The 25,643-nt window shown below is 65.3% G+C and carries 23 protein-coding genes; 12 read left to right on the plus strand and 11 right to left on the minus strand.

Going from position 1 to position 25,643, the window contains the following annotated elements; genetic code table 11:
- Positions 1–10: 10 nt before the first annotated feature.
- Positions 11–1,231, minus strand: coding sequence for an MFS transporter (locus tag QCE63_RS15585; protein WP_309834215.1), 1,221 nt, complete (start codon positions 1,229–1,231; stop codon positions 11–13).
- Between the two features lie 110 nt (positions 1,232–1,341).
- Here QCE63_RS15585 and QCE63_RS15590 point away from each other — a divergent pair, with 110 nt between their 5' ends.
- Positions 1,342–2,280, plus strand: coding sequence for a LysR substrate-binding domain-containing protein (locus QCE63_RS15590; RefSeq protein WP_309835463.1), 939 nt, complete (start codon positions 1,342–1,344; stop codon positions 2,278–2,280).
- Here the strand turns inward: QCE63_RS15590 and QCE63_RS15595 are convergent.
- On the minus strand, positions 2,262–3,200 hold the full coding sequence (locus tag QCE63_RS15595; RefSeq protein ID WP_309834217.1) for a LysR family transcriptional regulator: 939 nt from the start codon (positions 3,198–3,200) through the stop codon (positions 2,262–2,264). The genes QCE63_RS15590 and QCE63_RS15595 overlap by 19 nt on opposite strands.
- A 126-nt stretch (positions 3,201–3,326) precedes the next feature.
- Between QCE63_RS15595 and QCE63_RS15600 the strand changes: the two genes are divergently transcribed.
- Positions 3,327–4,526, plus strand: coding sequence for a M20 aminoacylase family protein (locus QCE63_RS15600; protein WP_309834219.1), 1,200 nt, complete (start codon positions 3,327–3,329; stop codon positions 4,524–4,526).
- Positions 4,523–5,830, plus strand: a complete 1,308-nt coding sequence (locus QCE63_RS15605; RefSeq protein ID WP_404990128.1) for an MFS transporter — start codon at positions 4,523–4,525, stop codon at positions 5,828–5,830. The genes QCE63_RS15600 and QCE63_RS15605 overlap by 4 nt, the downstream gene beginning before the upstream one ends.
- Positions 5,831–5,834: 4 nt before the next feature.
- Here QCE63_RS15605 and QCE63_RS15610 read toward each other — a convergent pair whose 3' ends face one another.
- The gene (locus tag QCE63_RS15610; RefSeq protein WP_309834220.1) at positions 5,835–6,833 is read right to left on the minus strand and encodes an ABC transporter substrate-binding protein; all 999 of its coding nucleotides are present in this window, start codon (positions 6,831–6,833) and stop codon (positions 5,835–5,837) included.
- Positions 6,834–6,946: 113 nt separating this feature from the next.
- Here QCE63_RS15610 and QCE63_RS15615 point away from each other — a divergent pair, with 113 nt between their 5' ends.
- Complete coding sequence (locus QCE63_RS15615; RefSeq protein ID WP_309834221.1) at positions 6,947–7,444, plus strand: MarR family winged helix-turn-helix transcriptional regulator; 498 nt, start codon at positions 6,947–6,949, stop codon at positions 7,442–7,444.
- A gap of 10 nt (positions 7,445–7,454) precedes the next feature.
- Here QCE63_RS15615 and QCE63_RS15620 read toward each other — a convergent pair whose 3' ends face one another.
- From QCE63_RS15620 to QCE63_RS15635, 4 genes are all read right to left on the minus strand, one after another.
- Entirely contained in the window at positions 7,455–8,828 is a 1,374-nt protein-coding gene (locus QCE63_RS15620) for an efflux transporter outer membrane subunit (protein WP_309834223.1), read from the minus strand.
- A 7-nt stretch (positions 8,829–8,835) separates the two neighbouring features.
- Positions 8,836–10,833, minus strand: a complete 1,998-nt coding sequence (locus QCE63_RS15625) for a MacB family efflux pump subunit (protein ID WP_309834224.1) — start codon at positions 10,831–10,833, stop codon at positions 8,836–8,838.
- Positions 10,827–12,014 (minus strand): efflux RND transporter periplasmic adaptor subunit, encoded by a 1,188-nt coding sequence (locus QCE63_RS15630; RefSeq protein ID WP_309834226.1) that lies wholly within the window; start codon positions 12,012–12,014, stop codon positions 10,827–10,829. The genes QCE63_RS15625 and QCE63_RS15630 overlap by 7 nt, the downstream gene beginning before the upstream one ends.
- Before the next feature lie 95 nt (positions 12,015–12,109).
- Positions 12,110–12,742 carry a nitroreductase gene (locus tag QCE63_RS15635; RefSeq protein ID WP_309834228.1) on the minus strand — a complete coding sequence of 211 codons (633 nt, stop codon included), beginning with the start codon at positions 12,740–12,742 and terminating at the stop codon, positions 12,110–12,112.
- A 7-nt stretch (positions 12,743–12,749) separates the two neighbouring features.
- Here QCE63_RS15635 and QCE63_RS15640 point away from each other — a divergent pair, with 7 nt between their 5' ends.
- The 6 genes from QCE63_RS15640 (at position 12,750) to QCE63_RS15665 (ending at position 20,896) form a co-directional block, all read left to right on the plus strand.
- Entirely contained in the window at positions 12,750–13,103 is a 354-nt protein-coding gene (locus QCE63_RS15640) for an iron chelate uptake ABC transporter family permease subunit (protein WP_309834229.1), read from the plus strand.
- Positions 13,064–13,234, plus strand: coding sequence for an iron chelate uptake ABC transporter family permease subunit (locus QCE63_RS15645; RefSeq protein WP_309834230.1), 171 nt, complete (start codon positions 13,064–13,066; stop codon positions 13,232–13,234). The genes QCE63_RS15640 and QCE63_RS15645 overlap by 40 nt, the downstream gene beginning before the upstream one ends.
- Before the next feature lie 365 nt (positions 13,235–13,599).
- Positions 13,600–15,783 (plus strand): TonB-dependent siderophore receptor, encoded by a 2,184-nt coding sequence (locus QCE63_RS15650; RefSeq protein ID WP_309834231.1) that lies wholly within the window; start codon positions 13,600–13,602, stop codon positions 15,781–15,783.
- Positions 15,784–15,843: 60 nt separating this feature from the next.
- Complete coding sequence (locus QCE63_RS15655) at positions 15,844–16,524, plus strand: ATP-binding cassette domain-containing protein (protein WP_404990150.1); 681 nt, start codon at positions 15,844–15,846, stop codon at positions 16,522–16,524.
- Positions 16,525–16,612: 88 nt separating this feature from the next.
- The gene (locus QCE63_RS15660; RefSeq protein ID WP_309834232.1) at positions 16,613–19,045 is read left to right on the plus strand and encodes a penicillin acylase family protein; all 2,433 of its coding nucleotides are present in this window, start codon (positions 16,613–16,615) and stop codon (positions 19,043–19,045) included.
- Positions 19,046–19,588: 543 nt separating this feature from the next.
- The gene (locus QCE63_RS15665; RefSeq protein WP_309834233.1) at positions 19,589–20,896 is read left to right on the plus strand and encodes an MFS transporter; all 1,308 of its coding nucleotides are present in this window, start codon (positions 19,589–19,591) and stop codon (positions 20,894–20,896) included.
- Between the two features lie 30 nt (positions 20,897–20,926).
- On the opposite strand, the gene QCE63_RS15670 is transcribed toward QCE63_RS15665, so the two are convergent.
- The 4 genes from QCE63_RS15670 to QCE63_RS15685 all read right to left on the minus strand — a co-directional run bounded on the left by QCE63_RS15670 (position 20,927) and on the right by QCE63_RS15685 (position 23,360).
- Positions 20,927–21,130, minus strand: coding sequence for a hypothetical protein (locus tag QCE63_RS15670; RefSeq protein ID WP_309834234.1), 204 nt, complete (start codon positions 21,128–21,130; stop codon positions 20,927–20,929).
- 192 nt (positions 21,131–21,322) lie between these two features.
- Positions 21,323–21,928: an HAD family hydrolase gene (locus QCE63_RS15675; RefSeq protein WP_309834235.1), complete on the minus strand. Its 606-nt coding sequence runs from the start codon at positions 21,926–21,928 to the stop codon at positions 21,323–21,325.
- Between the two features lie 7 nt (positions 21,929–21,935).
- Positions 21,936–22,964: a sensor domain-containing diguanylate cyclase gene (locus QCE63_RS15680; RefSeq protein ID WP_309834236.1), complete on the minus strand. Its 1,029-nt coding sequence runs from the start codon at positions 22,962–22,964 to the stop codon at positions 21,936–21,938.
- 102 nt (positions 22,965–23,066) lie between these two features.
- Positions 23,067–23,360: a hypothetical protein gene (locus tag QCE63_RS15685; protein WP_309834239.1), complete on the minus strand. Its 294-nt coding sequence runs from the start codon at positions 23,358–23,360 to the stop codon at positions 23,067–23,069.
- A gap of 118 nt (positions 23,361–23,478) precedes the next feature.
- On the opposite strand from QCE63_RS15685, the gene QCE63_RS15690 reads away from it, so the two are divergent.
- Both QCE63_RS15690 and QCE63_RS15695 read left to right on the plus strand, forming a co-directional pair.
- Positions 23,479–24,444: a helix-turn-helix domain-containing protein gene (locus QCE63_RS15690; protein ID WP_309834240.1), complete on the plus strand. Its 966-nt coding sequence runs from the start codon at positions 23,479–23,481 to the stop codon at positions 24,442–24,444.
- A 222-nt stretch (positions 24,445–24,666) separates the two neighbouring features.
- Positions 24,667–25,455, plus strand: coding sequence for a hypothetical protein (locus QCE63_RS15695; RefSeq protein ID WP_309834242.1), 789 nt, complete (start codon positions 24,667–24,669; stop codon positions 25,453–25,455).
- The last annotated feature ends 188 nt before the right edge of the window (positions 25,456–25,643 follow it).

Genomic DNA, 25,643 nt, shown 5'->3' on the forward strand with positions numbered 1-25,643 from the left:
TCTCTTCGTTTCAGCTGCCTGTCTCGCGCAGATGCCGTCCCAGCATCAGCGCAATCGGCACGATGACCAGCGCCGTCAGCGCGGTCGCGATCGTGGCGTCCTGCACGCCGATCCTGTCGCCAAGCAGCCCATAAGCCACCGGCGCGAGCGCACCTGACGCAATGGTGCCGGTATAGAACAACGCGAAGGCGCGCTCGGTGCGTTCCACCGGCGTCAGTTCCGGCACCGTTCCATACAGCACGGACGATGTGCCGTTGAGCATCAGCCCCAGCAGCGGCAGCACGGCGAGCGCAGGCGCGAGCGGCAGATGGATGACGGCGAGAATCAGCGCCGCCGTGCCGCCTTCGGTGACGAGAACGGTGCCGATCGGACCCATGCGCGCACCGAGCCAGCCGCACGCGAACTTGCCCGCCGCGCCGCCGATGAAAACCAGCGCCAGCGCCGTGCCCATCATCGCGGGGGAGATGCCTTTGGCTTTCAGCAGGAAGGGCAGGAAGGTCAGCAGACCCATGCGCACGGCGGTGTCGAGCACGCCGATCGTGAGCAACAGCGAGAAGCCGGAACGCGCGCCTTGGGCGGCCTGCTTCGAGGGCGCGTCGTCAACGGTGGCGCTACGCGGGATCGACGGGAAAAAAAGTGCAATGACCGCCGCGATCAGCATGCCGATGCACGACATCGCCCACAGCGCGTGGCGCCATGGCATGACGGTGATGAGCAATGAGATGGTCGCGGGCAGCGCCGACTTGCCGAGGTCGCCCGCGAAGTTGTAGACGCTCAGCGGGCCGCGCGCCTGGCGTCCATACGCGCGCGAGACGGCGCCCGAAGCCAGTGGATGTTGGGTGCTCGAGCCGCTCCCGGAGATGGCCAGCGCCACGCACAAGCCCAGCAGGGTTCCCGACAAGCCCGCGACCGCATACCCCAGCGCAGCCAGCAGCGTGCCGCAGGCGAGCGTCGCGCGCGTGCCCCACGTGCGCGCGAGACGTCCGGCGGGCAACTGGAGCGTCGCCATGGTGCCCGCGTACACGCCGCGCAGGATGGCCAACGCGCCGTAGCCCAGGCCGAAGTCCGACTGCCAGACGGGCAGCAGCGCGTAGATCATGTCGGTGTAGCCGTCGTGCAGCGCATGGGCCGTGCAACAGAGCCACAGGACGCGCTTGCGCGTTTCGACGCCCGGCTGGCCGCGCTCGTCAGCCACGGGCGTGGCCGGGGAAGAAAAAGAAAAGAGTCGCATGCCTCGATAAGCGTGATGGTTCTGAGCCTCCGAGTCTAGGTCGCCCTGAAATGCACGTCACCTGACGTAAAATCGGGTGAGACGGGAGAAAAAGTCACCTCATGAGCCTGATGAGTACACGCGGACGCACCTCGAACGAGCCCGACAGGCTGCCGCCCCTGAACGCGCTGCGGCACTTCGAGGCCGTGGCGCGCCTGGGCAGCTTCGCCGCCGCGGCGGAAGACCTGCACGTCACGCACTGGGCGGTCGGCAAGCAGATCCGCCTGCTGGAAGACTGGTTCGGCGTGCCGCTGTTCGAGCGCCGTTCGCGCGGCGTCGTGCCCACCGACGAAGGCGCCGCCTTGCTCAATGACGTCAATGGCGCCTTCGCGCGCCTGAGCAGTTCGGTCACGCGGCTGCGCCACGAATCGATCACGCGCCGGATCACGGGCGTCGTGCGCGTGAATGCGCTGGCGAGCTTCGCGCTGTGCTGGTTGATCCCGCGCCTCGCCGACTTCCAGGCGCGCTATCCGGATATCGATGTGCGGCTGTCCACCACGTCGCGCAGGCTGCGTTATGTCGGCGATGCCTTCGACATCGGCGTGCGTTCGGGTCCGGAAGAAGCCAGCGGCCTGCTCTCGAAGACGCTGATGCCCGACGTCCGTCTGCCCGCGTGCAGTCCGTCCATGCTGCTGAGCCATCCGATTCATACCGTCGCCGATCTGCGCCACCACACGCTCCTGCATTCCACGAGCACGCGCACGGCGTGGTCCGACTGGCTGCGCGCGGCGGGCGCACCGGGCATGCAGGGCGCACGCCATCTCGACTTCGACCATGTTTTTCTGCAACTGGGCGCGGCGTCGGAAGGGCTTGGCGTGACGCTGGCGTCGCTGCCGTTGATCGAACGCGACATGGCGGCCGGACGTCTCGTCTGTCCGCTTGCGGGGCCGGTGTGGCGCGGACCGGATTACACGCTGGTCGTGAATGCCGAGCGCGCTGACGATGACGCCGTGATGGCCTTCGAGCGCTGGATCGGGGAGCAGGCGTCACATCACGCCGTGGAGCCGTGACGCGTTTTCTCTTCCAGAAAGCTCTGCGCAAGCTGCTTCCATAGGTGATCCGCCGCAGGCGACAAGCGACGCCCGACGCGCGTCATCATCTGGCTCGCGAAGCCCGCCGCGATCGGATGATCGATCGGCACCGCCACCAGTTCGCCCAGGTCGATGCCGCGCCGCGCCGTGATCGACGACATGAACGCCACGCCCAGTCCCGCCGCCGCGAGCGTCTGCGCCGTGTTGAACAGATCCACGCGATACGCCGGGATCACGGTGAGGCGCACGTCGTCGAGCAGGGACTGCACGAACTGCTGCACGCCGAACGCCTCCGTCATGAAAATGAGCCGCTCGCCGTCCAGCTCGGCGGGCGGCACCTTCGGCATCGAGGCGAAACGGTGCGTCGGCGCCACCACCGCGCACAGCGGGCGCGCGGCGAACGGATGGATGCGCATCGCGGGGTCGTCGGCGGAACGGGCGGAAAGGCCGATGTCCACGGCATCGTCGCGCACCATCGAGAGCACGGCGGGCGTCGGCCCCGAGCGGATCTCGACCAGAATGTCCGGATATTTCATCGAGAAGCGCTGCAGCGCGCGTGCAATCAGATTGCCGATGAATCCTTCGCCGACGCCTAGCGCCACCCGGCCGCGCCGCAGGTGGCGGTATTCCTCCAGCCGCGCGGCGAGGTCGCGCTGACGCCGCTGGCCGTCGCGGTAATGCTCGATCAGCACCTGTCCGATTTCCGTCACCACCACCTGCCGGCCGCGCCGCTCGACCAGCGGAAAGCGCAGCCGCCGCTCCAGCGCCGCAATCTGCCGGCTGATCACCGATGGATTCACGCCCAGCGTTTCCGCCGCCATCCGCATGCCGCCGGTCGCGGCGATTTCGGCGAGATAGCGCAGCGGGCGCTCGCCGATGTCCTCGATCGAATCGCTCACTTCATCCGTCCATTGTTGACCTGAAAGCAACATTCTGGATGCGTTGCAGTCATCGGTCGAGTTTTTCGTCGGTGCAATACTCGCCGTATGACTTCCGCGCAGCCATAACAGGAGGAGCCCCGCGCCATGAATCACGCCCACGAACCGCATTTCTGCCAACTCGCCGATCTCGCCGACGCCCGCCCGCAACTCGACGAAATCCGTCATCACATTCACCAGCATCCCGAGCTGTCGTACGAAGAAGCGGCGACGTCCCAATTCGTGGCCGAGAAGCTCGAAGCCTGGGGCTATGCGGTGACCCGCAATGTCGGCGGACATGGGATCGTGGCGTCGCTGACGGCCGGCACGAGCAAGCGCACGGTCGGCGTGCGCGCCGACATGGACGCGCTCCCGATCAAGGAGCTGACCGGCCTGCCCTACGCGAGCGTTCACGACGGCAAGATGCACGCGTGCGGCCATGATGGTCACACCACCGTCCTGCTGGGCGCGGCGCAGCATCTTGCGAAGACGCGCAACTTCGACGGCACCGTCCACCTGATCTTCCAGCCCGCCGAGGAAGCCGGTTCGGACAGCGGCGCGGAACGCATGATCGCCGATGGCCTGTTCGAGCGGTTCCCCTGCGAAGCCATTTTCGGTCTGCACAATCATCCGGGCGTCGCGACCGGCACCTTCGGCTTTCGCGCTGGCCCGCTGATGGCGGCCTGCGATACGGTCAAGCTGCGCATCGTCGGCCGGGGCGGTCACGCGGCGCGTCCGCATCTCGCCGTGGACCCGATCGTGGTCGGCAGCAGCATCGTGATGGGCTTGCAGACTATCGTCGCGCGCAATGTCGATCCGAACGAGGCGGCGGTCGTCACGGTCGGCGCGTTCCGTTCGGGCTTCGCGGCCAACGTGATTCCCGAAGACGCCACGCTCGAAATGAGCGTGCGCTCGTTCTCGCCCACGGTGCGCGCGACGCTGGAGCAGCGCATTCGCGCATTGGTCGAAGCGCAGGCGCAGGCGTATGGCGCGACGGTCGAGATCGATTTCATTCGCGGCTATCCGGTGCTCGTCAACAGCGTGGCCGAGACGGAGTTCGCGCGTCAGGTCGCGGAAGAACTGGTCGGGCCGGAGAAGATCATCTCGCCGTTTCCGCCGATTGCAGGCAGCGAGGACTTTGCGTTCTATCTGCAGAAGGTGCCCGGCTGCTTCGTGCGGCTCGGCAACGGCGAAGGCCAGCCGATGCTGCACAACGCGCGCTACGATTTCAACGACGACAACCTGACGGTTGGCGCGGCCTTCTGGACGCGGCTCGTTGAACGTTTCCTGAGCCAGGACCGCGCATGAACGCCACGACGCAATCGCTTTCCGGCGCGGGCGCGCACGACGTGCAGATGTCGCCCGCGCAGCAGCGCAAGATCGTCTTCGCGGCGGTCATCGGCAATCTGCTCGAATTCTTCGACTTCACGGTCTACAGCTACTTCGCGCTGACCATCGGCCGGCAGTTCTTCCCGTCGAACGATCCGGTGACGTCGTCGCTGCTCGCGTTCGCGGTGTTCGCGGTCGGCTTCGTGATGCGTCCGCTCGGTGGCTTCGTGCTCGGCCGTTATGCCGATCGCGCCGGCCGCAAGCCCGCGCTCACGCTGACTATCCTGCTGATGGCAATCGGTTCGGCGTCCATCGGCCTTGCGCCCACGTATGCGCAGATCGGACTGGCGGCGCCGTTGCTGATCGTGGTCGCGCGTCTGGTGCAGGGCTTCGCGCAAGGCGGCGAGTTCGGCGCGGCCACGGCCACGCTGCTCGAAATGGGCGGCACGGCGAGCCGCGGCTTTCGCGCGAGCTGGCAGCTGGCGAGCCAGGGCGCGGCGGCGCTGCTCGGCTCGGGTCTCGCGGCGAGCCTCGGCTTCCTGCTCTCCGACGACACCATGCACAGCTGGGGATGGCGCATTCCGTTCATGATGGGCACGCTGATCGCGCCGGTCGGCATCTATCTGCGCCGTCATATCCAGGAAGAGCCGCCTGCCGCGAAGGCCGCGGCCACACGCGACGATCCGAAGCGCGGCCTTTACGTGCGCAACTGGTTCCTGACGATCTTCTCGATCATGGGCATGTCGGTATCGACGTACGTGATGATGTACTACATGCCGACGTACTGCATCCAGTACCTCGGGCTGCCGCCGAAGATGTCGATGCTCGCGGGCGTCGCGTCCAGCGTGATCTCGCTCGTGATGTGCCCGATCTATGGCGCGTGGTCGGACCGCATGGGCAAGCGCAAGCCGCTGACGCTGATCGGACGTGTCGCACTGATCGTGCTGCTGTATCCGGCGTTCTGGGTGATGACGCATTTTCCGTCGCTGCCGGTGGTGCTTGCCGCGCTGATCGTGCTGATGCTGTGCTACACGATGGGCTCCGCGCCCGCCTATGCGCTGATGCCCGAGAACTTCCCGAAGCATCTGCGCGCGGGCTATATGTCGAGCGCGTATGCGATCGCGGTGTCGGCGTTCGGCGGCACGGCGCAACTGGTCGCGGCGTGGCTGATCCGCGCGACGGGCAACAAGATGGCGCCCGCGTGGTACATGATCGGCTGCGTGCTGATCTCGCTGATCGCCGTCTCGATGTTCGAAGAGACGGGCGGGAAGGCGCTGGACTGAAGCGTCACGTAGCCAGAAGATCCGGAATGAAGAGATCTTCGATCGTATGACGCCTGCGAGTGAGCCCCTGCTCGTAGTGATAGCGCAGGATGGCATCGAGCGCCTTGCGGTTGCGCTCGATGCCGTAGGGCCACCAGTCGTCGCCCAGCAGCGCTACGTTTTGCTGCATGAGATCGGTGAGCCAGGGCGTCATCATCGCCATGTTGTTGAAGGTCATGCCTTTCTTTAGGGCTTCGCGCGTGGCGTCTTTCGCGAGACAGAATGCGCGATAGATAGCCTTCACGATCTCAGGCTGTTCCTCCGCCAGCGAACGGCGCACCGCCACCGTGTGCATGATGGGAAAGATGCCGGTGCGCGCGAAGTAGTCACGTTCCTTTTCCACGAAGTTCTCGAAGAGCCGGCCTGCCTTGGGCGAGCCTTGCAGCACGCATGCGGGGACATCGGCGGAGATCAGGGCGTCGATCTCGCCTGCTTCGAGCAGCTTCCCCAGGTCGACTTCCTTCGATGCCCATTCCACTTCGATACCCGGCGGATGAGGCCGTTCCACGAAATCGATGGGGTCCATCGGAAAGTCGATTCCGCCTGTCAGCCAGCGGGACTGTGCCGGGTCGAAGCCGTAATCGTCGGACAGCATGCCCTTTGCCATGACGCCCGCGTCGTGTCCGTACAGCGCCAGTTCGCCGATCCGCTTGCCCGTCAGATCAGCGGGGCTTTCGATGCCGCTCGCCTTGTTGACGTAGATGGCCGAGTGGCGGAAACACCGGTTCAGGAATACCGGGAGCGCGAGCAGATCCTCGCCTGAGTCTGTCGCGCGCAGAAGATAGGTCATGCCGAGTTCGGCGACATCGAAACGCCGCGCACGAAGCATGCCCTCGAAAATCTGCGTGACGATGCGCTCGGTGTGATAGCGCGCCTCCACGCCCTCGATGCCGACCGTGCCGTCCCTCAAAGCCTGCACGCGGTCGTAGTTCCAGAATGCGATGTCGAGTGGTACCTGATTCATGAAGCGTCTCCTTCGAGATGGGCTTGAAGAACAGAATAGTAAAGATATTTACCATGCGCAAGTGCTGGTGGATGTGAGATATTCTTCACAAAGAACGATGGAGCGCAACGGAGATGAAGACCCAGGCGAATGAACTGAAGGAGATGTTCGCGAGCGTGTCGCTGGGCGCGCCGGAACGTGCCATCGGCTTCGTGCTGTGGCGCATGTTTCATCGCTATCAGCGGGCGATCGACCGGGCCATGGCTCCGCTCGATCTGACGCATCTTCAGTTCACGGTGCTGACGCTGATCGCCTGGGCCACGCGACATGGCGAAGAGGTGTCACAGGCCGAACTGAGCCGCACCAGCGACATCCACAAGATGCAGCTCTCACAGATCCTCAAGACGCTGGAAGCGAAGGGCTGGGTGCAGCGGGTGTCGAGCAGCGTCGATGTGCGCATGAAGAACGTGCAACTGACGCGTACCGGACTGACGCGGGTCCGGAAGGCGCTGCCGCTTGCCATCGACGTGCAGCGGCGCTTGTTCGGTGCAGAAGGGATGCCCGAAGGCGATCTGCTCAAGACCTTCTCGACGCTGCTTCATCGCATCGAACAAGAGACGGATGAACCGTAGCCCGCGCGCGCTAATGCCACCCGCCGCCGAGCGCCCGATACGTCGCCACCGCCGCGCGCAGCCGTTCAAGATGCAACTGCACATGCTCATCCTCCGCGCTGTATAGCGTGCGCTGGGCGTCGAGCACGGTGAGCGCCGTTTCGGCGCCCGCGCGATAGCGGCTCTGTGCCAGTTCCAGCGTATGCCGCGCCTCGCTTAGCTCGTCGTCCTGCGCACGCGTCTGCGCATCGGCGCCGGCGCTGGCGTTGAGCGCGCGCTCGACATCCGCGAACCCGCTCACGATGGCTTTACGGTACGCCGCCAGCAGTTCCTCCTGCTGCGCCTGCGCAAGATCGCGTCCGGCCGCGAGCGCGCCGGCATCGAAGATCGGTGCGGTCAGGCCCGCCGCGACGCTATAGAGCGGATTGTCGAAGATGCGCTGCGCGCGGTCGCTGCCGGTGCCAAGGTAAGCACTCAGCGTGACGCTCGGGAACATCGCGGCGCGCGCGGCGGCCACGTCGGCGTGAGCGGCGGCGAGTTGCGCTTCCGCATACGCGATATCCGGACGGCGTGTCAGCAAGGACGCGGGCACGCCCGCATCGACGCCCGGCGCGTTGACGGCATCCAGCGTGCGCGTCGTCACGGTGAAGCCGCTGGCCGGCACGCCGAGCAGCGTGGCGAGCAGCGCTTCGCTGTCGTTGCCCTGCTGATGGAGGGCAGCCGCCGCACGCTGCTGCGACGCCACCAGCGTGCGCTGCTGCGCGGCGTCGAGCGCGGTCACATAACCCGCGCGGTATTGCGATTTGACGTTGCGCAGGATCGCGCGCGCGGTTTCCAGATTGCGTTGCGCGATCTGCTCCCGTTCGCGCAGCGCGACGGTTTGCAGCCAGCTGTCGGCGACATCGGCGGTGAGCGTCATCTGCACGGTCGCCTGGTCGAAAGCGAAGGCGCGCACGCGCTCCACGGCGGCGTCGCGCGTGGCCTGGTTCTTTCCCCAGAAATCGAGCTCGTAAGTCGCCGACACACCCAGGTCGAACGCACTGCCGCTCGGTAATTGATTGTTCACCATGAGGCCGCCCTGGCGGCTGGCATCGGCGAAACCGCTTACCGAGGGCAGCAGCGCCGCGCCCGCGATGGTCGCGTTGGCGCGCGCCTGCTTCACCCGCGCGACGGCGGCGGCCAGATCAAAGTTCTGCGCCGTCGCCTGCGTGACGAGGCGGTCGAGTTCGGCGCTGTCGAAGCGTCGCCACCAGTCGGCGGTGACGGGGTCCGCCGATCCGCCTGCCATGGAATAGCGGTAGGTGGCGGGCGTCGCGACATCGGCGGGCGGGATGGGCGGCCGGCTCAGGCAACCCGCAAGCACCATACAGGCAGTCATGGATGCGAAGGAGAGGAAGCGTCTCATGGCGTCCTCATTCGCTGGCCAGCGCCACGACCGGATCGAGCCGCGCCGCCTTGCGCGCGGGCATGAAGCCGAATACGAGGCCGGTAAGCAGCGCGCATGCGAACGCAGCGATGATCGCGCGCACGGAAAAGATGGCCGGCACGCTGGCCGCAATCAAACCCGCGCCGATCAGCACGCCCGCCAGCACGCCGAGCGCGCCGCCGATGCCCGAGACGAGCGTCGCTTCGGTGAGGAACTGGCGCAGGATGTCGCGTTGCCGCGCGCCCGTCGCGATGCGGATGCCGATCTCGCGCGTGCGTTCCTTCACGGTCATCAGCATGATGTTCATCACGCCGATGCCGCCCACCAGCAGCGAAATGCCCGCGATCAGCCCGAGCATCAGCGTCAGCGTGTCCTGCGTCTCCGACTGCGCCTTCACCGACGCCGCGCGGTTATAGACGTGGAAGTCGCGCAGATGATGCGCCCCTTCGAGCACCGCGCCGATGTCGGTGGCGGTCTGCTCCGACTGCGCGATGTGATCCACCAGCACCGAAATCCACGACAGATACGTGGTGCCGAGCACGCGGCGGCTGCCGGTCGAGAAGGGGATGAGGAGGACGTCGTCGTCATCGGCGTCGCCCGAGGTCGCGCCTTTCTCCTCCAGTTCGCCGATCACCAGAAACGGCGTGTTGTTCACCAGCACGTACTTGCCGACCGGATCGGCCGGGCCGAACAGCTTCTCGCGCAGACGCTTGCCGAGCAGCGCGACCGTGGCGAGCCGGCGCTCGTCTTCCGCGTTGAAGAAGACGCCGCGCGCGGGCTTCCAGTTCAGCACGCGCGAGCCTTCGGGACCGACCGCCCACAGCGACGTGCGCGTGTCCGCGTTGCCGTAGCGCAGCGTGACGCCGCCGGTGAGGAAGGGCATCGCGTATTCGACGTTCGGCACGTGCGAGACGAGATCGACGTCCGCCACGGACAGCGTGCCGCCCGGCGCGTGCGCGGACGGCCCGTCGGGCGTCACGTACATGCGGTTGGTGCCGAAGCTCGCCATCTTCGCGATCACTTCACGCTCCGTGCCGGTGCCGATCGCCAGCATCACGATCACCGACGCCACGCCGATGATGATGCCGAGCAAGGTCAACAGCGTGCGGAAGCGGTTGATCCATACGACGCGCCAGGCGGCGCGCATGGCTTCCTGCGCGTCGGTGAGGAACGATGCGGTGTGCGCGGAACCGGTCGACATCGAGCGCAGCAGCGATGCGCCATCCAGCGCGGCGGGGTTCGGCGCGGGTTTGTCGTCATTGGCTTCGAGAGAATCGGCGACGATGCGACCGTCGCGAATCTCGATCGACCGATGCGCCCGCGCGGCCACTTGCCGGTCGTGCGTGATGAGGATGATCGTGTGACCGGCCGCCGACAGCTCGGCGAGCAGCGCCATCACTTCCGTGCCGCTTTTCGAATCGAGCGCGCCGGTGGGTTCGTCGGCGAGGAGGATGTGGCCGCCGTTCATCAGCGCCCGGCCAATCGACACGCGCTGCTGCTGTCCGCCGGACAACTGGTTCGGCCGATGATCGAGCCGCTGTTCCAGCCCGAGCCGCTCGAGCAGTTCGGTGGCGCGCGCGCGGCGTTGTTCCGGCCGCACGCCCGAATACACGGCGGGCACTTCGACGTTCTCGCGCGCGGATTCGGTCGCGATCAGGTGATAGCCCTGGAACACGAAGCCGAACGCCTCGCGACGCAGCCACGCGAGTTCGTCGGCGGACAGCGTCGCGACGTCGCGCCCGGCGAAGCGGTAGCTGCCCGACGAAGGCCGGTCCAGGCAGCCGAGGATATGCATCAGCGTGGACTTGCCCGAACCCGATGCACCGACGATCGCGACAAATTCGCCCGCCGCAATCGACAGCGAGACGCCGCGCAGCACCTGCACCGGCGGTTCGGTGCCGTCGCCGCCATAGGACTTGCAGACGTCGCGCAGTTCGATCAGCGGCGTGCCATCCTGCGGCAGCGAGGACGCCGGCGTCACCATTCGAACTTCCCGTCGGCGCCGCGCACGCGCCGGATGCTGGTCACGAGACGTTCGCCCGGCGCGAGGCCCGAGCGAATCTCCGCGTTGAGCCGGTCATGCACGCCGACGCGCACGTCGCGCGTGACGACCCGGCCGTCCGCCAGCACCCGCGCCCGGTAACGGTCGCTCGAACCGGCCACCGGCACGAGCGCGGACAAGGGCGCGAGCGGCACGTCATGCGCTTCCCGTGCGACGAAGAACACTTGCGCGCTCATCTGCGGCAACAACTGGTTGTTCTGATTCTTCACGTCGAACAAGACCGTGTAGGACACGACCTTGCCGGTGTTGATCGCGTTGGCGTTCGGCGCGGCCTGCTGGTCGCCGCCGCTCGGCGGGGCCGTGTTCGGCGGCGCGGGCAGCACTTGGCGCACCGTGCCGTTCCAGCGCGTATCCGCGCCGAGCGTCGTGAACCAGACCGGCATGCCGGGCTTCACCTTCAGCACATCGGCTTCGGAGACTTGCGTCCAGACCGTCATCGTCGAGAGATCGGCGATGCGCAGGATGATCGGCGTCTGATACGTGGCGTTGAGCGTCTGGCCTTCGCGTGCATCCAGCGTGAGGATGGTGCCGGACATCGGCGCGTAGATCTTCGTGTAGCCGAGCTGGGCTTCGTCGCCCTGCAAGGTGGCGCGCGCGCCGTCGATTTCCGCCGCCAGGTCGCCTACCGTCGAACGCGCGCTCTGCCACGCGGACAGCGCGCTTTGCAGGTCTTCCTCGCGCGTCGAGCCTTCCGACATCATGCGGCGCTGGCGTTCGTACTGATGTTGCGCGAACACGAGTTTCGCCTGCTCGCCTTCGAGGCGTGCGCGCAGGCTCTTGAGCGCCGAGGCATCGACGTCATAGCGGGCCTGCTGCACGCTCGGATCGATCTCGACCAGCAATTGGCCTTTCTTCACGGTATCGCCCGGCTGCACCGTGATGCGGCGGATTTCGCCGGAAGCCTGCGCGCCGATATCGACGTAACTGTGCGGCTGCAAGGTGCCGAGCGCGGTGACGCTCAACTGGATGTCGCCGCGCGTGATCGCGACGGTATCGACGTGCTCGACCGTCCTGAACAGCAGCGCCCACAACGTGAGCAGCACGAGCAGCGCGACGGCGAGCAGAGCAAGGGCCCGTGGGGAGGCTTTGATGGCGTGTCTCATCGATACAGTTTTGAGCCGGCGGCGTGCGTTCTGCTGGCGGAACGCCGCACGACACTGATTCTTCAAGGAACTGCCGCTGCAGGATTTGCTGCGTGTCAGGACGCGGCAGCGGGGACGGTCAGTTCGCGCACGAACTCCGCGCGCTCGGGGCGCGCGGGCGGCCGTTCGGACGAGCGCTTTGGCGTGCCGATGAACAGGAAGCCCAGCAAGCGCTCCGACGCGCCGAAGCCGAGCGCCGCGTGCATCGCGGGTTCGTAGGTATCGTCGCCGGTGGCCCAGAAGCCGCCGTAGCCGAGCGCGTGAATGGCGTTCAGCAGGTTCATCGTCGCCGCGCCGACCGACATCAGCTGCTCGATTTGCGGCACGTGCGAGGTTGCGTCGATGGCCGCGCCCAGCGCGATCACCACCGGCGCCGCGAACGCCTTCTGCCGCCGGTGCGCATGCGCCGAGCGCGGCTCCTCCGGCATGCGGGCGCAGGCGAGGTCCACCAGCACGTCGCCGAGCGCGCCGCGCGCCTCGCCGCGCACCAGCACGAAACGCCACGGACGCAGGCGCGCATGGTCCGGCGCGCGTAACGCGGCATCGAAGATCTGCGCGAGTTCGGTATCGTCCGGGCCCGGCTCGGCAAGCGGCCAATGCGATTGGCGCGACAGCAGCGAAGCAAGCACGGCCTGCGCGCGATCAGGTTGTTCTGCGATAGGTGCAGCGTTCGGAATAGGCGAGTTCATCGCGAGTATGGGCTGGTTTCGACCGCCGTCATCATGGCCGAACTCGACGTCAAACGCAAACGATTCGCATTTGGTGAAAGTCAAGATTTGCCTCGCATTCCGCTGTTTTACGGACCGCTTACAAGGCTTTCACGTGGTTTGGCGATCCGCGCGTCAGCTTGAGAAAGACCGGCGCAGCGCTCAGCGTGGCGCACTCCTGATCGTGGCGGCGCTATTGACGGCGGCATCGACGTTGATTGTCGGACCCTTGTCGTTCGTCGGCCTGATCGCGCCGCATGTCGCGCGCTATTCGGGCGCTCTTCGGGCACGCGCCGTCCCGGCGTGCAGATCTTCGTCGCCGCGATCTTCGGTGCGCTGCTGATAGGCGTTGCGGAATGGCTCGGCCGCCAACTCATGTTCCCCGAGGAAATGCCCGCGGGGCTGGTCGCGACGCTCATCGGCGGGCCTTATCTGATCGCACTGACGCTGCGCAAATCCATATCAGCCACATGACGAATTTCTCTTGCGCAGGGGATTGGCACGTCGGTTTTTTGAAGGTAAGACATAAGCTGTATCAATACGTTACAAATGCGAATCATTCTTGTATAGTGTCGATGTCGAGACGGAAACGCGCCAGAATTTCACTTCGTCTCGTCACGTCGATGACGTGTTCAGCATTCAGCATGACGTGCGCGCGACGCTGTTCCCGGCCATGACGGACAGGCGTGCACGCCGTCCGTTTGGCGCCTCGCTGTATCTCCAGATTCTCACTTGGCAATCCAGAACACGTCCATCGATGCGATGGACGCCGGGGCTTTCCATGAGTCTTCTTCGGGTCTTCAACGGGTTTCCACCATCAGGCAGATTCGATCAGCACAATGAATAACAACAGACACCGGCGCCGCGCACCGCGGCTCAACCACCGCTTGCCCGTTCGATCGGGACTCACGCCCATTGCGCTGGCGCTGGTCGCCATGTGGGGCGCACCCGTGCATGCACAGCAAGCGACGGACACGCAGCCGTCGAATCGCGACTTGCCGGCCATCGAAGTGAATGCCACGCCGGACGCCACCACCGAAGGCAGCGGGACCTACTCGGGCCGCACGGCGACGATCGCGGGCAAGACGGAGCAGTCCATCAAGGAGATTCCGGCATCGGTGTCGGTGCTGACGCGTCAGCGCATGGACGATCAGAACCTGACGACCATCCAGGACGCGCTCAAGTACGTGACCGGCGTGCAGTCGGTGGATTACGGCGACGGCACCGCGTACTACAAGGCGCGCGGCAACTTCCTGGGCGTGCAGTTCGACGGCGTGTCGACGCCTGGCGGCCTCCAATATCTGCAACAGTTCGATCTCGCGATGTACGACCGCATCGAAGTGTTGCGCGGTCCGACCGGCGTGATGGACGGCGTGACGGATCCGGGCGGCACGGTGAATTTCGTGCGCAAGCGTCCGCAAGACACCTTCCATGTATCGACGGAAACGCAGGTCGGCTCGTTCGGCAGCTTCCGTCAGATGATCGACGTGACCGGCCCGCTCAACAAGGACGGCTCGCTGCGCGGCCGTGCGGTGCTGGTGGGCAGCGACGGCTTGCAGTCCGTTGACCGCACGCGCCAGAAGGAAGTGATGGCCTATGGCGCGATCGACTACGACTTCAACCCGCGCACCACGCTGTCGCTGTCGGCGGGTTATCAGATCAACCCGATCAACGGTATCGACTACGGCGTGAGCGGCGTAACGGATCCGGACGGCAATCTGCTCGGCCGTCTGCAAAGCTCGTACACGCAGAATTTCAGCCCGAGCTGGAACTACTCGTACACGTCGCTGGAAGAAGTAAACGGCAATCTCGTGCATCGCTTCGGGAACGGCTGGAAGTCGAACACGACGCTGTTCTATCGCCACGAACTCACGAAGGCCGACTACGCCTACGCAGGTCCCGGCGCGACCGCCGAAGGCCTGAGTTACTACGGCGAGCAACGCCAGCGCAACACCTACAACTGGTGGGGCGTGGACAGCAACGTCAGCGGCCCGATCCAGGCGTTCGGCCAGACCCATACGCTGACCATCGGCGCGAACTATTCGCTGCAGACGGGCACGGCGGAATCGGGTTTCGTCGCGCTCAACGGTCCCTTCGATGGCCAGACCTTCAACGTCTTCGATCCCAACGCGGTGCCGAAGACGGACGTACCGTTCACGTTCGGCTCGAACAATCGCACCGAGCAGTACGGCATCTATGCACAGGCGCGCATCAAGCTGCTGACGCCGCTGACGCTCGTGCTCGGCGCACGCGAGGCCTTCCTGCAGGAGACTTCGCAGTCCACCATTCCGACTGTCGAGGACTGGAGCACGCAGGCGCAGGTCAATCACCGCTTCCTGCCGAGCGCGGGCCTGGTATACGACATCACGCGTTCGCTGACGGCCTATGCCAGCTACTCGCGCTTCCTGACCGCGCAGACTGCGCTGACCTACACGGGCGCGCTGTTGCCGCCGCGTTCGGGTGAGCAATATGAAATCGGTCTGAAGAGCAGCTTCCTGAACAACCGCCTGACGACGACGGCAGCGGCGTTCCACATCAACGACAACAACCGCGCGATCACCGACCCGAACAACCCGACCGGATCGATCCCCGGCGGCAAGTCGACGGACGAAGGTTTCGAGTTCGAGATCGCGGGCCAGCCGGTGCCGAACTGGAACGTGTATGCGGGCTATACGTACCTGAACGTCAACTACGAGAACGATCAGCCGGATCTCACGACCGGCACCGATCCGAAGCATCTGTTCAAGCTGTGGACGAACTACCTGTTCACGCAGGGCACGCTGCGCGGCTTCTCGGTGGGCGGCGGCATGCTGGCGCAGACGCGCATTTCGCGCGGCGTGGAGCAGGGCGCGTACGCGATCTTCAACGCGCAGGTGGGCTATCAGTTCAACAAGCACCTGCAGGCGTCGCTCAACCTGAACAACATCTTCAACCGCGATTACTACATTCGTCCGCCGGGCAACTTCTATAGCGAGTTCGGTCAGCGCCGCAATGTGATGCTGACGGTCCGGTCGGATTTTTGAGGACTTGAAGGGCGCGTCGAGCCGGCATGCCGCGACATGCCGGCCGACTGGCAGCAGCAGATGCAGATCCGGCGAGCCGTGCGAGGTCGGCACGGCTCAACACACGGATGCAACACGAAGCTCGGCCCCGCGAACCTCGCGTTCAAGCCGGGCGAACTGGCGTATCTGATCGGCGGCAACGGCAGCGGCAAGACCACGCTCGCGAAGCTGATCGTCGGACTGTATGCGCCGGAGAGCGGGACGATCGAACTGAACGGCCGGCCGGTGAACGAGGCGCACCGGGACCGTTATCGCCAGCATTTCCCGGTCGTGTTCAACGACTTCTTCCTGTTCGACGAACTGCATGGCTTCCCGATCGAAGGGCTCGATGCGCAGGCGCAGGAGCTGCTCGAACTGCTCCACCTGGAGCACAAGGTGACGACCCGCAACGGCAAGTTCTCGACCACGGATCTCTCGCAGGGCCAGCGCAAGCGTCTCGCGCTGCTGGTCGCGTATCGGGAAGACCGCCCGTTCTACGTGTTCGACGAATGGGCCGCGGATCAGGATCCGTCCTTGAAGGACGTGTTCTACCGGCGGCTGTTACCCGATCTGAGGGCGCGCGGCAAGGCTGTGCTGGTCATCACGCACGATGACCGCGAGTTCGCTTTGGCCGAACGTTATATCAGACTGGACTATGGTCAAATCGCCGCCGTGGCCGATGGCCGGGAACTGGCGCAACACTCGCTTGACGCAACAGCCTGACCGGCTGCCTCCTTCATGATCATGGACCAGGATGCAGATGCTTTTTTCGTTGGTTTGGGGACGCTGTCGTGCGGTGGCGGCCCAGTGTATGGGTATCGGTTTCCTGCTGGCGCTCGGCGCGTGTAATTCCTCGGACGGGCAGATCGCTCAGACCTCTTATGACGTAACGGTCCAACGGACACAGGACGGTGTGCCGCATATCAGCGCGGCTGACTGGTCCAGCCTCGGATACGGCGTCGGCTATGCGCAGGCGCAGGACTCGCTGTGTACCCTGGCCGAGTCGTTCGTTACGTGGCGTGGCGAGCGCGCAGCGAACTTCGGCGCGGACGGCACGGTATCGTGGCCTTCCTCATTTGGCACGCCCACCAATGTCGATTCGGATTTCTTCTTCCGCTCCGTCATCGACGACGGCGCCGTCGCGCAATTCCGTGCTGAGCAGCCGAAGCGCCTGAAGGATCTGGTGGCGGGCTATGTGGACGGTTATAACCGCTATGCCGACAGGCTTCGCGCCGGTGATTCTCCCGGTGCTCATGCCGCGTGCACGGCTGCGCCGTGGGTGACCCACATCACTGCCGATGACCTGTATCGCCGCTTCATCGCGGTGAATCTGCAAAACAGCTTGGCGCTATACGTGCGTTCCGTTGCCCAGGCGCAGCCGCCGGGCGCCGCGCAGGCCGCCGCATCGCTCCGCCGGTATGCGGCCTGGCCGGCACCCGGCCACGGCATGACGGTGAAAGGAAAGAGCGGGATCGGCAGCAATGCAATGGTCTTCGGTGCGGCGGCGACGCGCAACGGTCCCAGCATGTTGTTCGGCAATCCGCACTGGTACTGGGAAGGACCCGACAGGCTCTATCCGATGCAACTGCGCATTCCGCACCAGCTCGACGTGGCCGGCGCAACGTTTCTCGGCGTCCCGGTGATCATGCTCGGCTTCAACGAGAATGTCGCATGGACGCATACGGTGTCGACTGCGATGCGCTACGGCATCTTCGAGTTGTCGCTGGTCGCGGGCGCGCCGACGCGCTACCGCTATGACGGCAACGAAGAGGCCATGCGCGCCGTGCCCATCACGATCCAGGTCCGCGATCAGACGACGGGCGCGCTCGCTCCGCTTACGCGCACCCTGTATCGCACGCGCTTCGGTCCGGTTGTCGATCTGTCCTCGCTGGCGCCGGGATTGGGTTGGAGCACCACGCATGCCTATGCGTTCGCCGACGTGAACCTGAACAACCCCGGCACGATCTCAAACTTCCTGGATTGGAATCAGGCCACCTCGCTCGACGACTTCATCTCGATCCAGAAGCGCAACGCCGCGGCGCCATGGATGAATACGCTCGCCATCGGCCGCAACAATCCCAACGTCTGGTACGCGGATATCGGCGCGGTGCCGGGCGTCACGGATGCGCTTGCGGCCGCCTGCACGACGGAGACGGGACGGTCCGTCGATGCGACGATGCCGGGCCTGCCGTTCCTCGACGGTTCGCGCGGCGCATGCAACTGGACTTCGTTCACCTTGCCCGGCGCCGTGAGCGCGGGCCGCATGCCGGTCAACGCGATGCCAAGCCTCGAACGCACGGACTATGCCGCCAACTTCAATGACAGCTATTGGTTGACCAACCCGAAAGCGCCGCTGACCGGCTTTGCGCAGGTGCTCGGACCGACGGGCACCGTGCAGTCGCTGCGCACGCGGTTGGGCGATCAGATCGGCTCACAGTTGATGGGCGCCTCTGGAGGCGTCCAGCGGACCGTGCTGGAGCAGACGGTGCTGGGCAGCACATCCATGTCCGCGCAACTGTTCCTGCAACCGGTCATCGATTCCGTCTGCGGCACGAATACCGTGGCTGTGGCTGCCGATCCCTCGCAGCCCGACCAGACGCAGGCGGTGAACATCGAAGCCGCATGCGCGGCATTGCGCCAGTGGGACGGCACCGCGAACGCGAATTCGCGCGGCGCGAATCTCTGGGAAGATTTCTGGGGCTGGGCGGACTGGGCCGGCACGCTGCGCTATACGAAGCCGTTCGACGCGGCCCATCCGCTTGTGACGCCCGACGGTCTCGACACGACGAATCCAGCGGTCGTGAAAGGGTTGGCCGAGGCACTGGGTCGCGCGGTGCTCGATCTGACCGCCTACGGCATCGCGCTGGATTCGCCGCGCGGCGACGTGCTGTATATCAAAGATGGCCAGGCGCGCATTCCGTTGTATGGCGGCTGCGACGTGCAGGGCTACTTCACGGTCACCTGCTCCTCGAATCCGCTGGGACCCCAGGGCGAACCGATGGACAGCAACGGCTTCGGGAACAGCTACATGCAGGTCGTGAGCTTCAGCGCGGACGGTCCGCAGGCGGACACCATGTTCACGACCGGCGTATCCGAAGATCCGGCGTCGCCGTGGTATCGCGTCAGCACGCGCATCTACGCGCAGAAAACCTGGACGCCGTTCCCGTTCAGCTCCCAGGCGCTCGACTCGATGCCCAACGTGACGAAGACCGTACTGACGGGGACACGGACGTCGCAACATTGAGCGCGTCCGGCGCCTTTGCACGCCTCGCCCCGGGCCACGGCCGGCAGCCGTGCCGGCTGAGGGTTCCAGCTGTCGATGGTCGCGGTCAACGGTCTGTTGCCCGTGATCGCGGCTGGAATCGTCGTCTCCGCCATGTGGCACGCCAGGCCGGACCGGGAGCCCGTACACAAGGGGCTGCGCGATACCTTCGTTTCCGTGTCCCGGGAAGCGCCCGGGGCCTGATCGCGGGACGGCGGGAACGGGCCGCGGCCGGTCCTGTCCGGGACTCGCTCATTCGAATCCCGGACCGCCCTTCCGAAATGCAGTGAGTTCCATCGGTTTTGTTTATCGGCGGACACCGGGTTCGACATCGCCTCGCGCCCGGACGCAAGCTTGCCGATCCCGCCTGCGCCTTTGAACAGCGGCGCGCAGCGCAACTTTTCCCTCTCGCGCCGCCGCTGCCGATGCGCGCGTCCACGGCTTGTAACCATGGTTAACCCTAGCCTGTTTCCCGCGCGGGACCCGGCTAAGGTGCGCCGTTTGCAAGCAGATGAAGAGGGAAGCATGCGTCTGGGTTGGTACTCAAGCCTCAAGCCGGTGGAGCGGCGAACGTTCTGGGCGTGTTTCGCCGGGTTCGGTCTCGATTCGATGGATTCGAGCATTTTCTCGCTGGTCATCCCCGCGCTCATCGCCACCCTCGGGCTGACGCATCCTCAAGTGGGTTATCTCGCCACGGCGGCGCTGATCGGCACCGCGATCGGCGGCTGGGGCGCGGGCATTCTCGCCGACAAGATCGGACGCGTGCGCATCCTGCAGTTCACCATCGTATGGGTGGCGATCACCACCATCGCGGCGGCCTTCGCCAGCTCATTTCCCGTGCTGTTCGGCATCCGCTTCCTGCAAGGCCTGGGCTATGGCGGCGAAGCGGCGGTGGGCGGCGTGCTCATCAGCGAGGTGATCCGCCCCGTGCTGCGTGGCCGGGTCGCCGCCGCCGTGCAGAGCGGCTATGCGCTCGGTTATGCGTTGTCGGTGGCGTTGCTGCCGATCATCGCGTCGCTGTTTCCCGAGCAGTTCGGCTGGCGCGTGTTCTTCGCGCTCGGCGTGGTGCCCGCCGTCCTCGTGTTCTTCATTCGTCGGCTGGTGCCCGAATCGGGCGTCTATGCGGAAGCGAAGGTGGCCCGCGCCAACGGCGTGGCGGCCAGCCCGTTCTGGGAAATCTTCGCGGCACGTCATCTGCGCCGCACGCTGGCCGCCGTCATCATGGCGACCGGCATCTTCGGCGGCGCGTATGTGATGATCACCTGGCTGCCCACCTACCTGCGCACGCAGCTGCATCTGTCGGTCGGATCGAGCGCGGGGTATCTGGCGTGCAATATCCTGGGATCGCTGGTCGGTCCGCTGCTGTACGGGCTGCTCTCGGACCGGCTGGGCCGCCGGCCCGCGTTCATGACCTTCCTCGTCTTGCAGGCCGTCAACGTGGCCATCTATCTGCTTGCGCCGATCGGCGCCGGCGTGACCGTCATCCTCAGTTTCTTCCTCGGTGCGTTCCAGGGCGCGCTGGCATCGGGCATGTTGCCCACCTTCGCCGAGCTGTTCCCGACCACGATCCGCGCGAGCGGTCAGGGCTTCTGTCTGGGTGGCGGCCGTGGCTTCGGATCGGTCGTGCCGGCCACGGTCGGGCTGCTTGCCGCGAACCTGCCGCTCGGCACGGCGATGGGGACTTGTGCGCTGTGCGCGTATGGCGTCGCGTTCATCGCGGCCGTCTTTCTGCCGGAAACGAGCGGCAGCAATCTGCATGAGGCGACGAGCGAGCGCGGTGCATCGGTCGAGATTCGTGCGCCCGAAGCGCGTCTGGATCGCGAGCAGGTATGAAGCCGGACGGCGCACCATCCGGCTTCGATCTCACAGGTGGTAGAAGCCGTCGCTGACCGAGTTCTGCAGCGAGCCGTCGACGTACACCGACACCGGCTCGCCGTCGGGCGAGACGAGAATCGCGCCTTTGGGCTGCTGTCCGGGCAGCTTCATGCGGCCGCCGTGAATGTCCTTCATCTGCTCGCTGTCCAGATCGACGGCGACGGGAATGTCGCTGATGGTCAATAGGTTCATGTTGCGCTCCTGGCAAGGTTGAGAAAGTGAACGAATGGGCGGCCGGACGCTTGCAGCAGCAGATGCATTTGTTATGCCATTGGCGTCGGGCCGCATGGAGCGTTCTTTCGATGCGATGAAGCGCTGGCTGGTGTGGGCCGGCCACCACCATTCGACGTCATTGGGTCAGCCGCGTCCCAACAGTGCGGCGTTTCAGTCGAGCGGGATGGCGAGGTGACCGAGTACCGCGTCGAGGCTCGGGATGGAACCGGCGCGCGGGCTGACGCCACGGTCGAGATGCAGCGCCGCGAGCCCGCTGCGGGTCGCGCCGAGAGTGTCGTCCGCATACGTGTCGCCGATCATCAACGCCTCGTCCGGGCGCACGCCGAGGGTCCGGCACACGAAGTCGAACAGGCGCGGGTCGGGCTTGACATGGCCGACTTCGAACGACCATGCATAGGCGTCGAGGGTAAAGGGCAGCAGCGCCTGAAGCGGCGCCGCATAGGGGAGCGCAAGGTTCGACGCGACAGCCAGCGCATAGCCATGCGCGCGCAAGGCCCGCAGCACGCGCGGCACTTCGGGATAGAGACGGATGCTCGCGAGTTCCGCCTGGAGGTCGCGCTCCAGCGCATCGATACCGTCGAGTGCGACATCCAGTGCCGCGGCGGCCTCGCGCAGCGACAGCGGGGCGCTCATCAACTGCGCGCTTGTGCCGGGCCTGTCTCGTTGAGCGCGTGCCAGCCGGGCATAAGGCCGCCGCTTGTCGCCGATTTCGCACAACGTGCCGAACGCATCGAAGACCACGGCCTTGATGGTCATGGCCGCGTTATTCCTGCGTCGCCTGGGCCTCGCGGCGGCGGCGCTTGCGTTCACGCTTGTCTTCGTACATGGCGGTATCGGCGAGCGCGATGGCCTGATCCGCGCTGACGAAGCGCACCGCGACCACGCCGACGCTGACCCCGAACGCGTGATCCTCGACCTGCCCCGGCAGGCTCGTGCCGCTGCCCGCTTCCGCGATGCGCGCGCGGATCTCGCCGGCAATGCGATGCGCTTCGTCCGCATCGTGAGCGCCCGGTCCGACGAAGGCGAACTCGTCGCCGCCGATGCGCGCAAGCATGTCCGTGTCGCGCGTGACGCCGGACACGAGACTGGCGCAGTGCTTCAGATGGCTGTCGCCCGCGGCGTGGCCGAATTCGTCGTTGATCTTCTTGAAGTCGTCGAGATCGATCATGCCGACGAGCACATACGACCCATCGCGACCCGCGCGCGCGAGCAGCCGCCCGAGTTCGTCCTGCATGGCCCGGCGATTGGGCAGTCCGGTGAGCGAGTCCGTCAGCGCGAAGCGGGTCAGATAATCGTTGGAGCGGCGCAGTTCGCTCATCAGGCGTTCGCGTTCCACGTGCTGCGCGATGATCTTCGAGAACAGGTTGAGCGCACTGCGCGCCCGCGGGCCGATGGCCTTGCTGCGCCGGCTCGCGGCGCACAGCGTGCCGATGACCGCGCCGTTGCTGCCGCAGACCGGCGCGCTGGCATAGGTCTCGATGCCGAGCGCCTTTGCTGCCTGGGAGTCGCCCCAGATCTCGCTCACATTGGACGTGAAGCGGCGGCCTTCGTCGATGCAACGCCTGCACAGCGTGTCCGACCACGGCACTTCGAGGCCTTCGCTGATGTCGAGATCGCCGGAGTTGCGTGCGAAGTCGACGGTCTGGATGCCGGCGGCCTCGTCGATGGACGTCAGGTAGACAGACTCCAGACCGGTGACGATCTCCAGCATTTCGAGGAGCGGCCGGGTGAGTTGTTCGAGACTCTCTGCCGAGGCCACCGTCTCCGACAGCCGCTCAAGCATCAATTCCATGGATCCTGTCCGCGAGTCTTGGGGAAGCAGGATTGTAAACGGGAAAGAATAGGCCTTGCAGGACTGCGCGGCGCAGATGAACATGCGCCGCGCATATGGGTTTTACGCGCCCTGGATCAGCAGGCGAAGCGGCGCGAGCGGACCGAGCGGCATGAACTCGTACTCGGCGAAACCTTCCTCCACAAGCGGCAGCGCGCTGGTGGCCGCCCGCGCCGCTTCGACGGACTCGACGTCCATCAGGAACACGACGCCCGGCTTGTCCGAGCGAAACCAGAACTGCTCGATCTTCGCATCGAGATAGAGCTGCAGTGTGGCGGGCACTTCACGCGGCATGATCTGGCCGCGCTGTTCCGGGGTGACGGGTTTGACGATGTTGCCGATGGCGAGGACTTTCATCGAAGACTCCTTGAGGAATGAGTTGAAACGCGGAAATGCGGTGCGACGGAATGGAGTCTAGCGAAGGCATGGTCGAAGCTGTACAGTCACAAACGCCAACTTTAGAGGCGTTTACGCCATGCGTATTTCCATCCTCGCACTCGACGGCTTGTTCGATACCGGCCTGTCCGTCACCCTCGATACCTTCCTCGTCGCCAATGCGTTGTCCAAGCGGATGATGGGCGGCACGCCGCGCTTCGACGTGTCCGTCGTCGGCGTAAGGAAGCGCGTGCGCTCGCGTCACGGGCTTGCGGTGCCGGTGCAAGGCATCGTCGCGCGTCCCAAGCCGGATTGGGTCGTCGTGCCTGCGCTGGCTACATCGATGCCGGACGAACTGGTCGAATCGCTCGAACGTCCCGACGTGCGCGATGCCCGTGCGCAACTGCTGGCATGGCAGCAGGCCGGCGTGCGTCTGGCGGCGTCTTGCCTCGGCACCTTCATCCTCGCGGAGACCGGCTTGCTCGATGGTCTGGAGGCCACCACGAACTGGGGACTCGCACCGTTGTTTCGCCAGCGCTATCCAAACGTGCGTCTCGATGAATCCCGCATGCTCGTGCCGACCCGTCTGGGCGTCACAGCCGGCGCGGCGATGGGTCATCTGGATCTGGCGCTGTGGCTGGTGCGAACCGTGAGCCCCGAACTGGCGACGCTGGTTTCGCGTTACTTGCTGGCCGATATCCGTTCGTCGCAGGCGGCGTACATCATTCCGAATCACCTCGCGCAGGCGGATCCGCTGATCCAACGCTTCGAGCAATGGTCGCGGAAGAATCTGCGCTCGGGCTTCTCGTTGCAGGACGCCGCGAGCGCGCTGGCAACCAGCACGCGGTCGTTGCAGCGGCGCTGTCAGGACGTGCTTGGCAAATCGCCGCTTGCGTATTTCCAGGACCTTCGCGTGGAGCATGCACAAGCGCTGATACGCGCCGGCACGCTCGATCTCGAATCCATCGCGGCCGAAGTCGGCTATGGCGATGGAGCGACCTTGCGTTCGCTGTTGCGTCAGCGGCTGGGACGCGGCGTGCGTGAGTTGCGCACGGACTTGCTGTAAAGCAAGCCTTCCCCATTCTGTGCTTCACTCAAAGCTGATTGAAAAGTGATGTCGGCACCTTGTAATTTGTGAAGCGTGAGCTAACGTTTCCGATAGGATGCCGATTCAACCCGGTAGGCCGCATTCTTCCACGACCGATTCGAACGGCTCAAGCGGGCGGGTCGATGTGTGCCCATCGAACCGTCATGTCCCGTGGGACCGAGCCCGACGACGGAGGTTGAAATGCGAGCGAAAACGACTCTGCTGAGTGCGTGCGTGTTGATGGCGTTTTCAAGCGAAGTGCTGGCGGAAAGCGTCAGCATCTCCAATAACAACTCCACGCTGAAGGTCACGCGTGATGACCCCATCTATAACCTCGCGCTGCCCAGCGATCCCGTGCAGTTGTTGAGAACCCTCGAATGGACCGTCGATGGCCGACGCATCCTGGTCTATCCATCGGGGCCGTCGAGCTTCCTCGATATCGGACACATGCACTCGAATGCGCACGTCAGTGCGAATCAGATCCACGTGCAAGGTTTGATGCTCGGCTATGTGACGGGCGCGAATGCAGCCACGGTGGTGGGCGGCGTGGTCTATACCGTCGAGGGCGAAACGTCCGGGTCGCTCAACTCGCGCATCACCGAAAAGGTCGACATCCTGAACAAGACAGCCTCGGCCATCACGCTGTCGATGACCGGCCTCGGCTTCAAGCCGACCCAGGCGAGCCTCGAAGTGCCGAACTACAGCGGACTGGATGTCACCGGCACGACCGTCGCGGTCATCACGAACGGCCCGATCACCGAGACGCCGCCGCCGTTCGGCCAGGTGACCGTGCTGCCGGTCGTGTCGTTCACCGGCTTCAATCCGTTGTTCAACAAGGACGTCTCCGTGCCGCCCGGGTCCACCTTGTCGATGATCACGGAACTCAAGGTGTCGCGCGCGAGCAAGCTCCAGGAGTTGCTGCGCGAGAACCTGCCCGAGCGTTTCAGGAACTCGCCATTCCTGAATAGTCCGTTCATCCGCCTGCCTTGAAGCAGACCGCAACCGGCATCCAGGCGAGGCAATCGTTTGCCAATCATGCATGCGCGGCGCACTTTACAAAACGCACGAGTGTGCCGCTTCTTCGTTTGCGGATAGCGTCGGGCGTCGGGAAGGACGGCGCCTGTCACGGGTTCATCGCTATGTGTGAAATCGCACGGATTAAATCGGCGTTCGAAACG

This window comes from Caballeronia sp. LZ065 (assembly GCF_031450975.1).
GTDB lineage: Bacteria > Pseudomonadota > Gammaproteobacteria > Burkholderiales > Burkholderiaceae > Caballeronia.

What these genes read in the sequence shown, in the direction of transcription:
- QCE63_RS15605 (WP_404990128.1), top strand. Translation starts at nt 4,523, where the DNA reads ATGAACGCCACGACGCAATCGCTTTCCGGCGCGGGCGCGCACGACGTG.
- QCE63_RS15680 (WP_309834236.1), bottom strand. Translation starts at nt 22,964, where the DNA reads ATGGAATTGATGCTTGAGCGGCTGTCGGAGACGGTGGCCTCGGCAGAG.
- QCE63_RS15585 (WP_309834215.1), bottom strand. Translation starts at nt 1,231, where the DNA reads ATGCGACTCTTTTCTTTTTCTTCCCCGGCCACGCCCGTGGCTGACGAG.
- QCE63_RS15690 (WP_309834240.1), top strand. Translation starts at nt 23,479, where the DNA reads ATGCGTATTTCCATCCTCGCACTCGACGGCTTGTTCGATACCGGCCTG.
- QCE63_RS15675 (WP_309834235.1), bottom strand. Translation starts at nt 21,928, where the DNA reads ATGACCATCAAGGCCGTGGTCTTCGATGCGTTCGGCACGTTGTGCGAA.
- QCE63_RS15685 (WP_309834239.1), bottom strand. Translation starts at nt 23,360, where the DNA reads ATGAAAGTCCTCGCCATCGGCAACATCGTCAAACCCGTCACCCCGGAA.
- QCE63_RS15650 (WP_309834231.1), top strand. Translation starts at nt 13,600, where the DNA reads ATGAATAACAACAGACACCGGCGCCGCGCACCGCGGCTCAACCACCGC.
- QCE63_RS15620 (WP_309834223.1), bottom strand. Translation starts at nt 8,828, where the DNA reads ATGAGACGCTTCCTCTCCTTCGCATCCATGACTGCCTGTATGGTGCTT.
- QCE63_RS15625 (WP_309834224.1), bottom strand. Translation starts at nt 10,833, where the DNA reads ATGGTGACGCCGGCGTCCTCGCTGCCGCAGGATGGCACGCCGCTGATC.
- QCE63_RS15655 (WP_404990150.1), top strand. Translation starts at nt 15,844, where the DNA reads ATGCAGATCCGGCGAGCCGTGCGAGGTCGGCACGGCTCAACACACGGA.
- QCE63_RS15660 (WP_309834232.1), top strand. Translation starts at nt 16,613, where the DNA reads ATGGGTATCGGTTTCCTGCTGGCGCTCGGCGCGTGTAATTCCTCGGAC.
- QCE63_RS15670 (WP_309834234.1), bottom strand. Translation starts at nt 21,130, where the DNA reads ATGAACCTATTGACCATCAGCGACATTCCCGTCGCCGTCGATCTGGAC.
- QCE63_RS15630 (WP_309834226.1), bottom strand. Translation starts at nt 12,014, where the DNA reads ATGAGACACGCCATCAAAGCCTCCCCACGGGCCCTTGCTCTGCTCGCC.
- QCE63_RS15640 (WP_309834229.1), top strand. Translation starts at nt 12,750, where the DNA reads ATGGGCTGGTTTCGACCGCCGTCATCATGGCCGAACTCGACGTCAAAC.
- QCE63_RS15610 (WP_309834220.1), bottom strand. Translation starts at nt 6,833, where the DNA reads ATGAATCAGGTACCACTCGACATCGCATTCTGGAACTACGACCGCGTG.
- QCE63_RS15665 (WP_309834233.1), top strand. Translation starts at nt 19,589, where the DNA reads ATGCGTCTGGGTTGGTACTCAAGCCTCAAGCCGGTGGAGCGGCGAACG.
- QCE63_RS15615 (WP_309834221.1), top strand. Translation starts at nt 6,947, where the DNA reads ATGAAGACCCAGGCGAATGAACTGAAGGAGATGTTCGCGAGCGTGTCG.
- QCE63_RS15635 (WP_309834228.1), bottom strand. Translation starts at nt 12,742, where the DNA reads ATGAACTCGCCTATTCCGAACGCTGCACCTATCGCAGAACAACCTGAT.
- QCE63_RS15590 (WP_309835463.1), top strand. Translation starts at nt 1,342, where the DNA reads ATGAGTACACGCGGACGCACCTCGAACGAGCCCGACAGGCTGCCGCCC.
- QCE63_RS15600 (WP_309834219.1), top strand. Translation starts at nt 3,327, where the DNA reads ATGAATCACGCCCACGAACCGCATTTCTGCCAACTCGCCGATCTCGCC.
- QCE63_RS15695 (WP_309834242.1), top strand. Translation starts at nt 24,667, where the DNA reads ATGCGAGCGAAAACGACTCTGCTGAGTGCGTGCGTGTTGATGGCGTTT.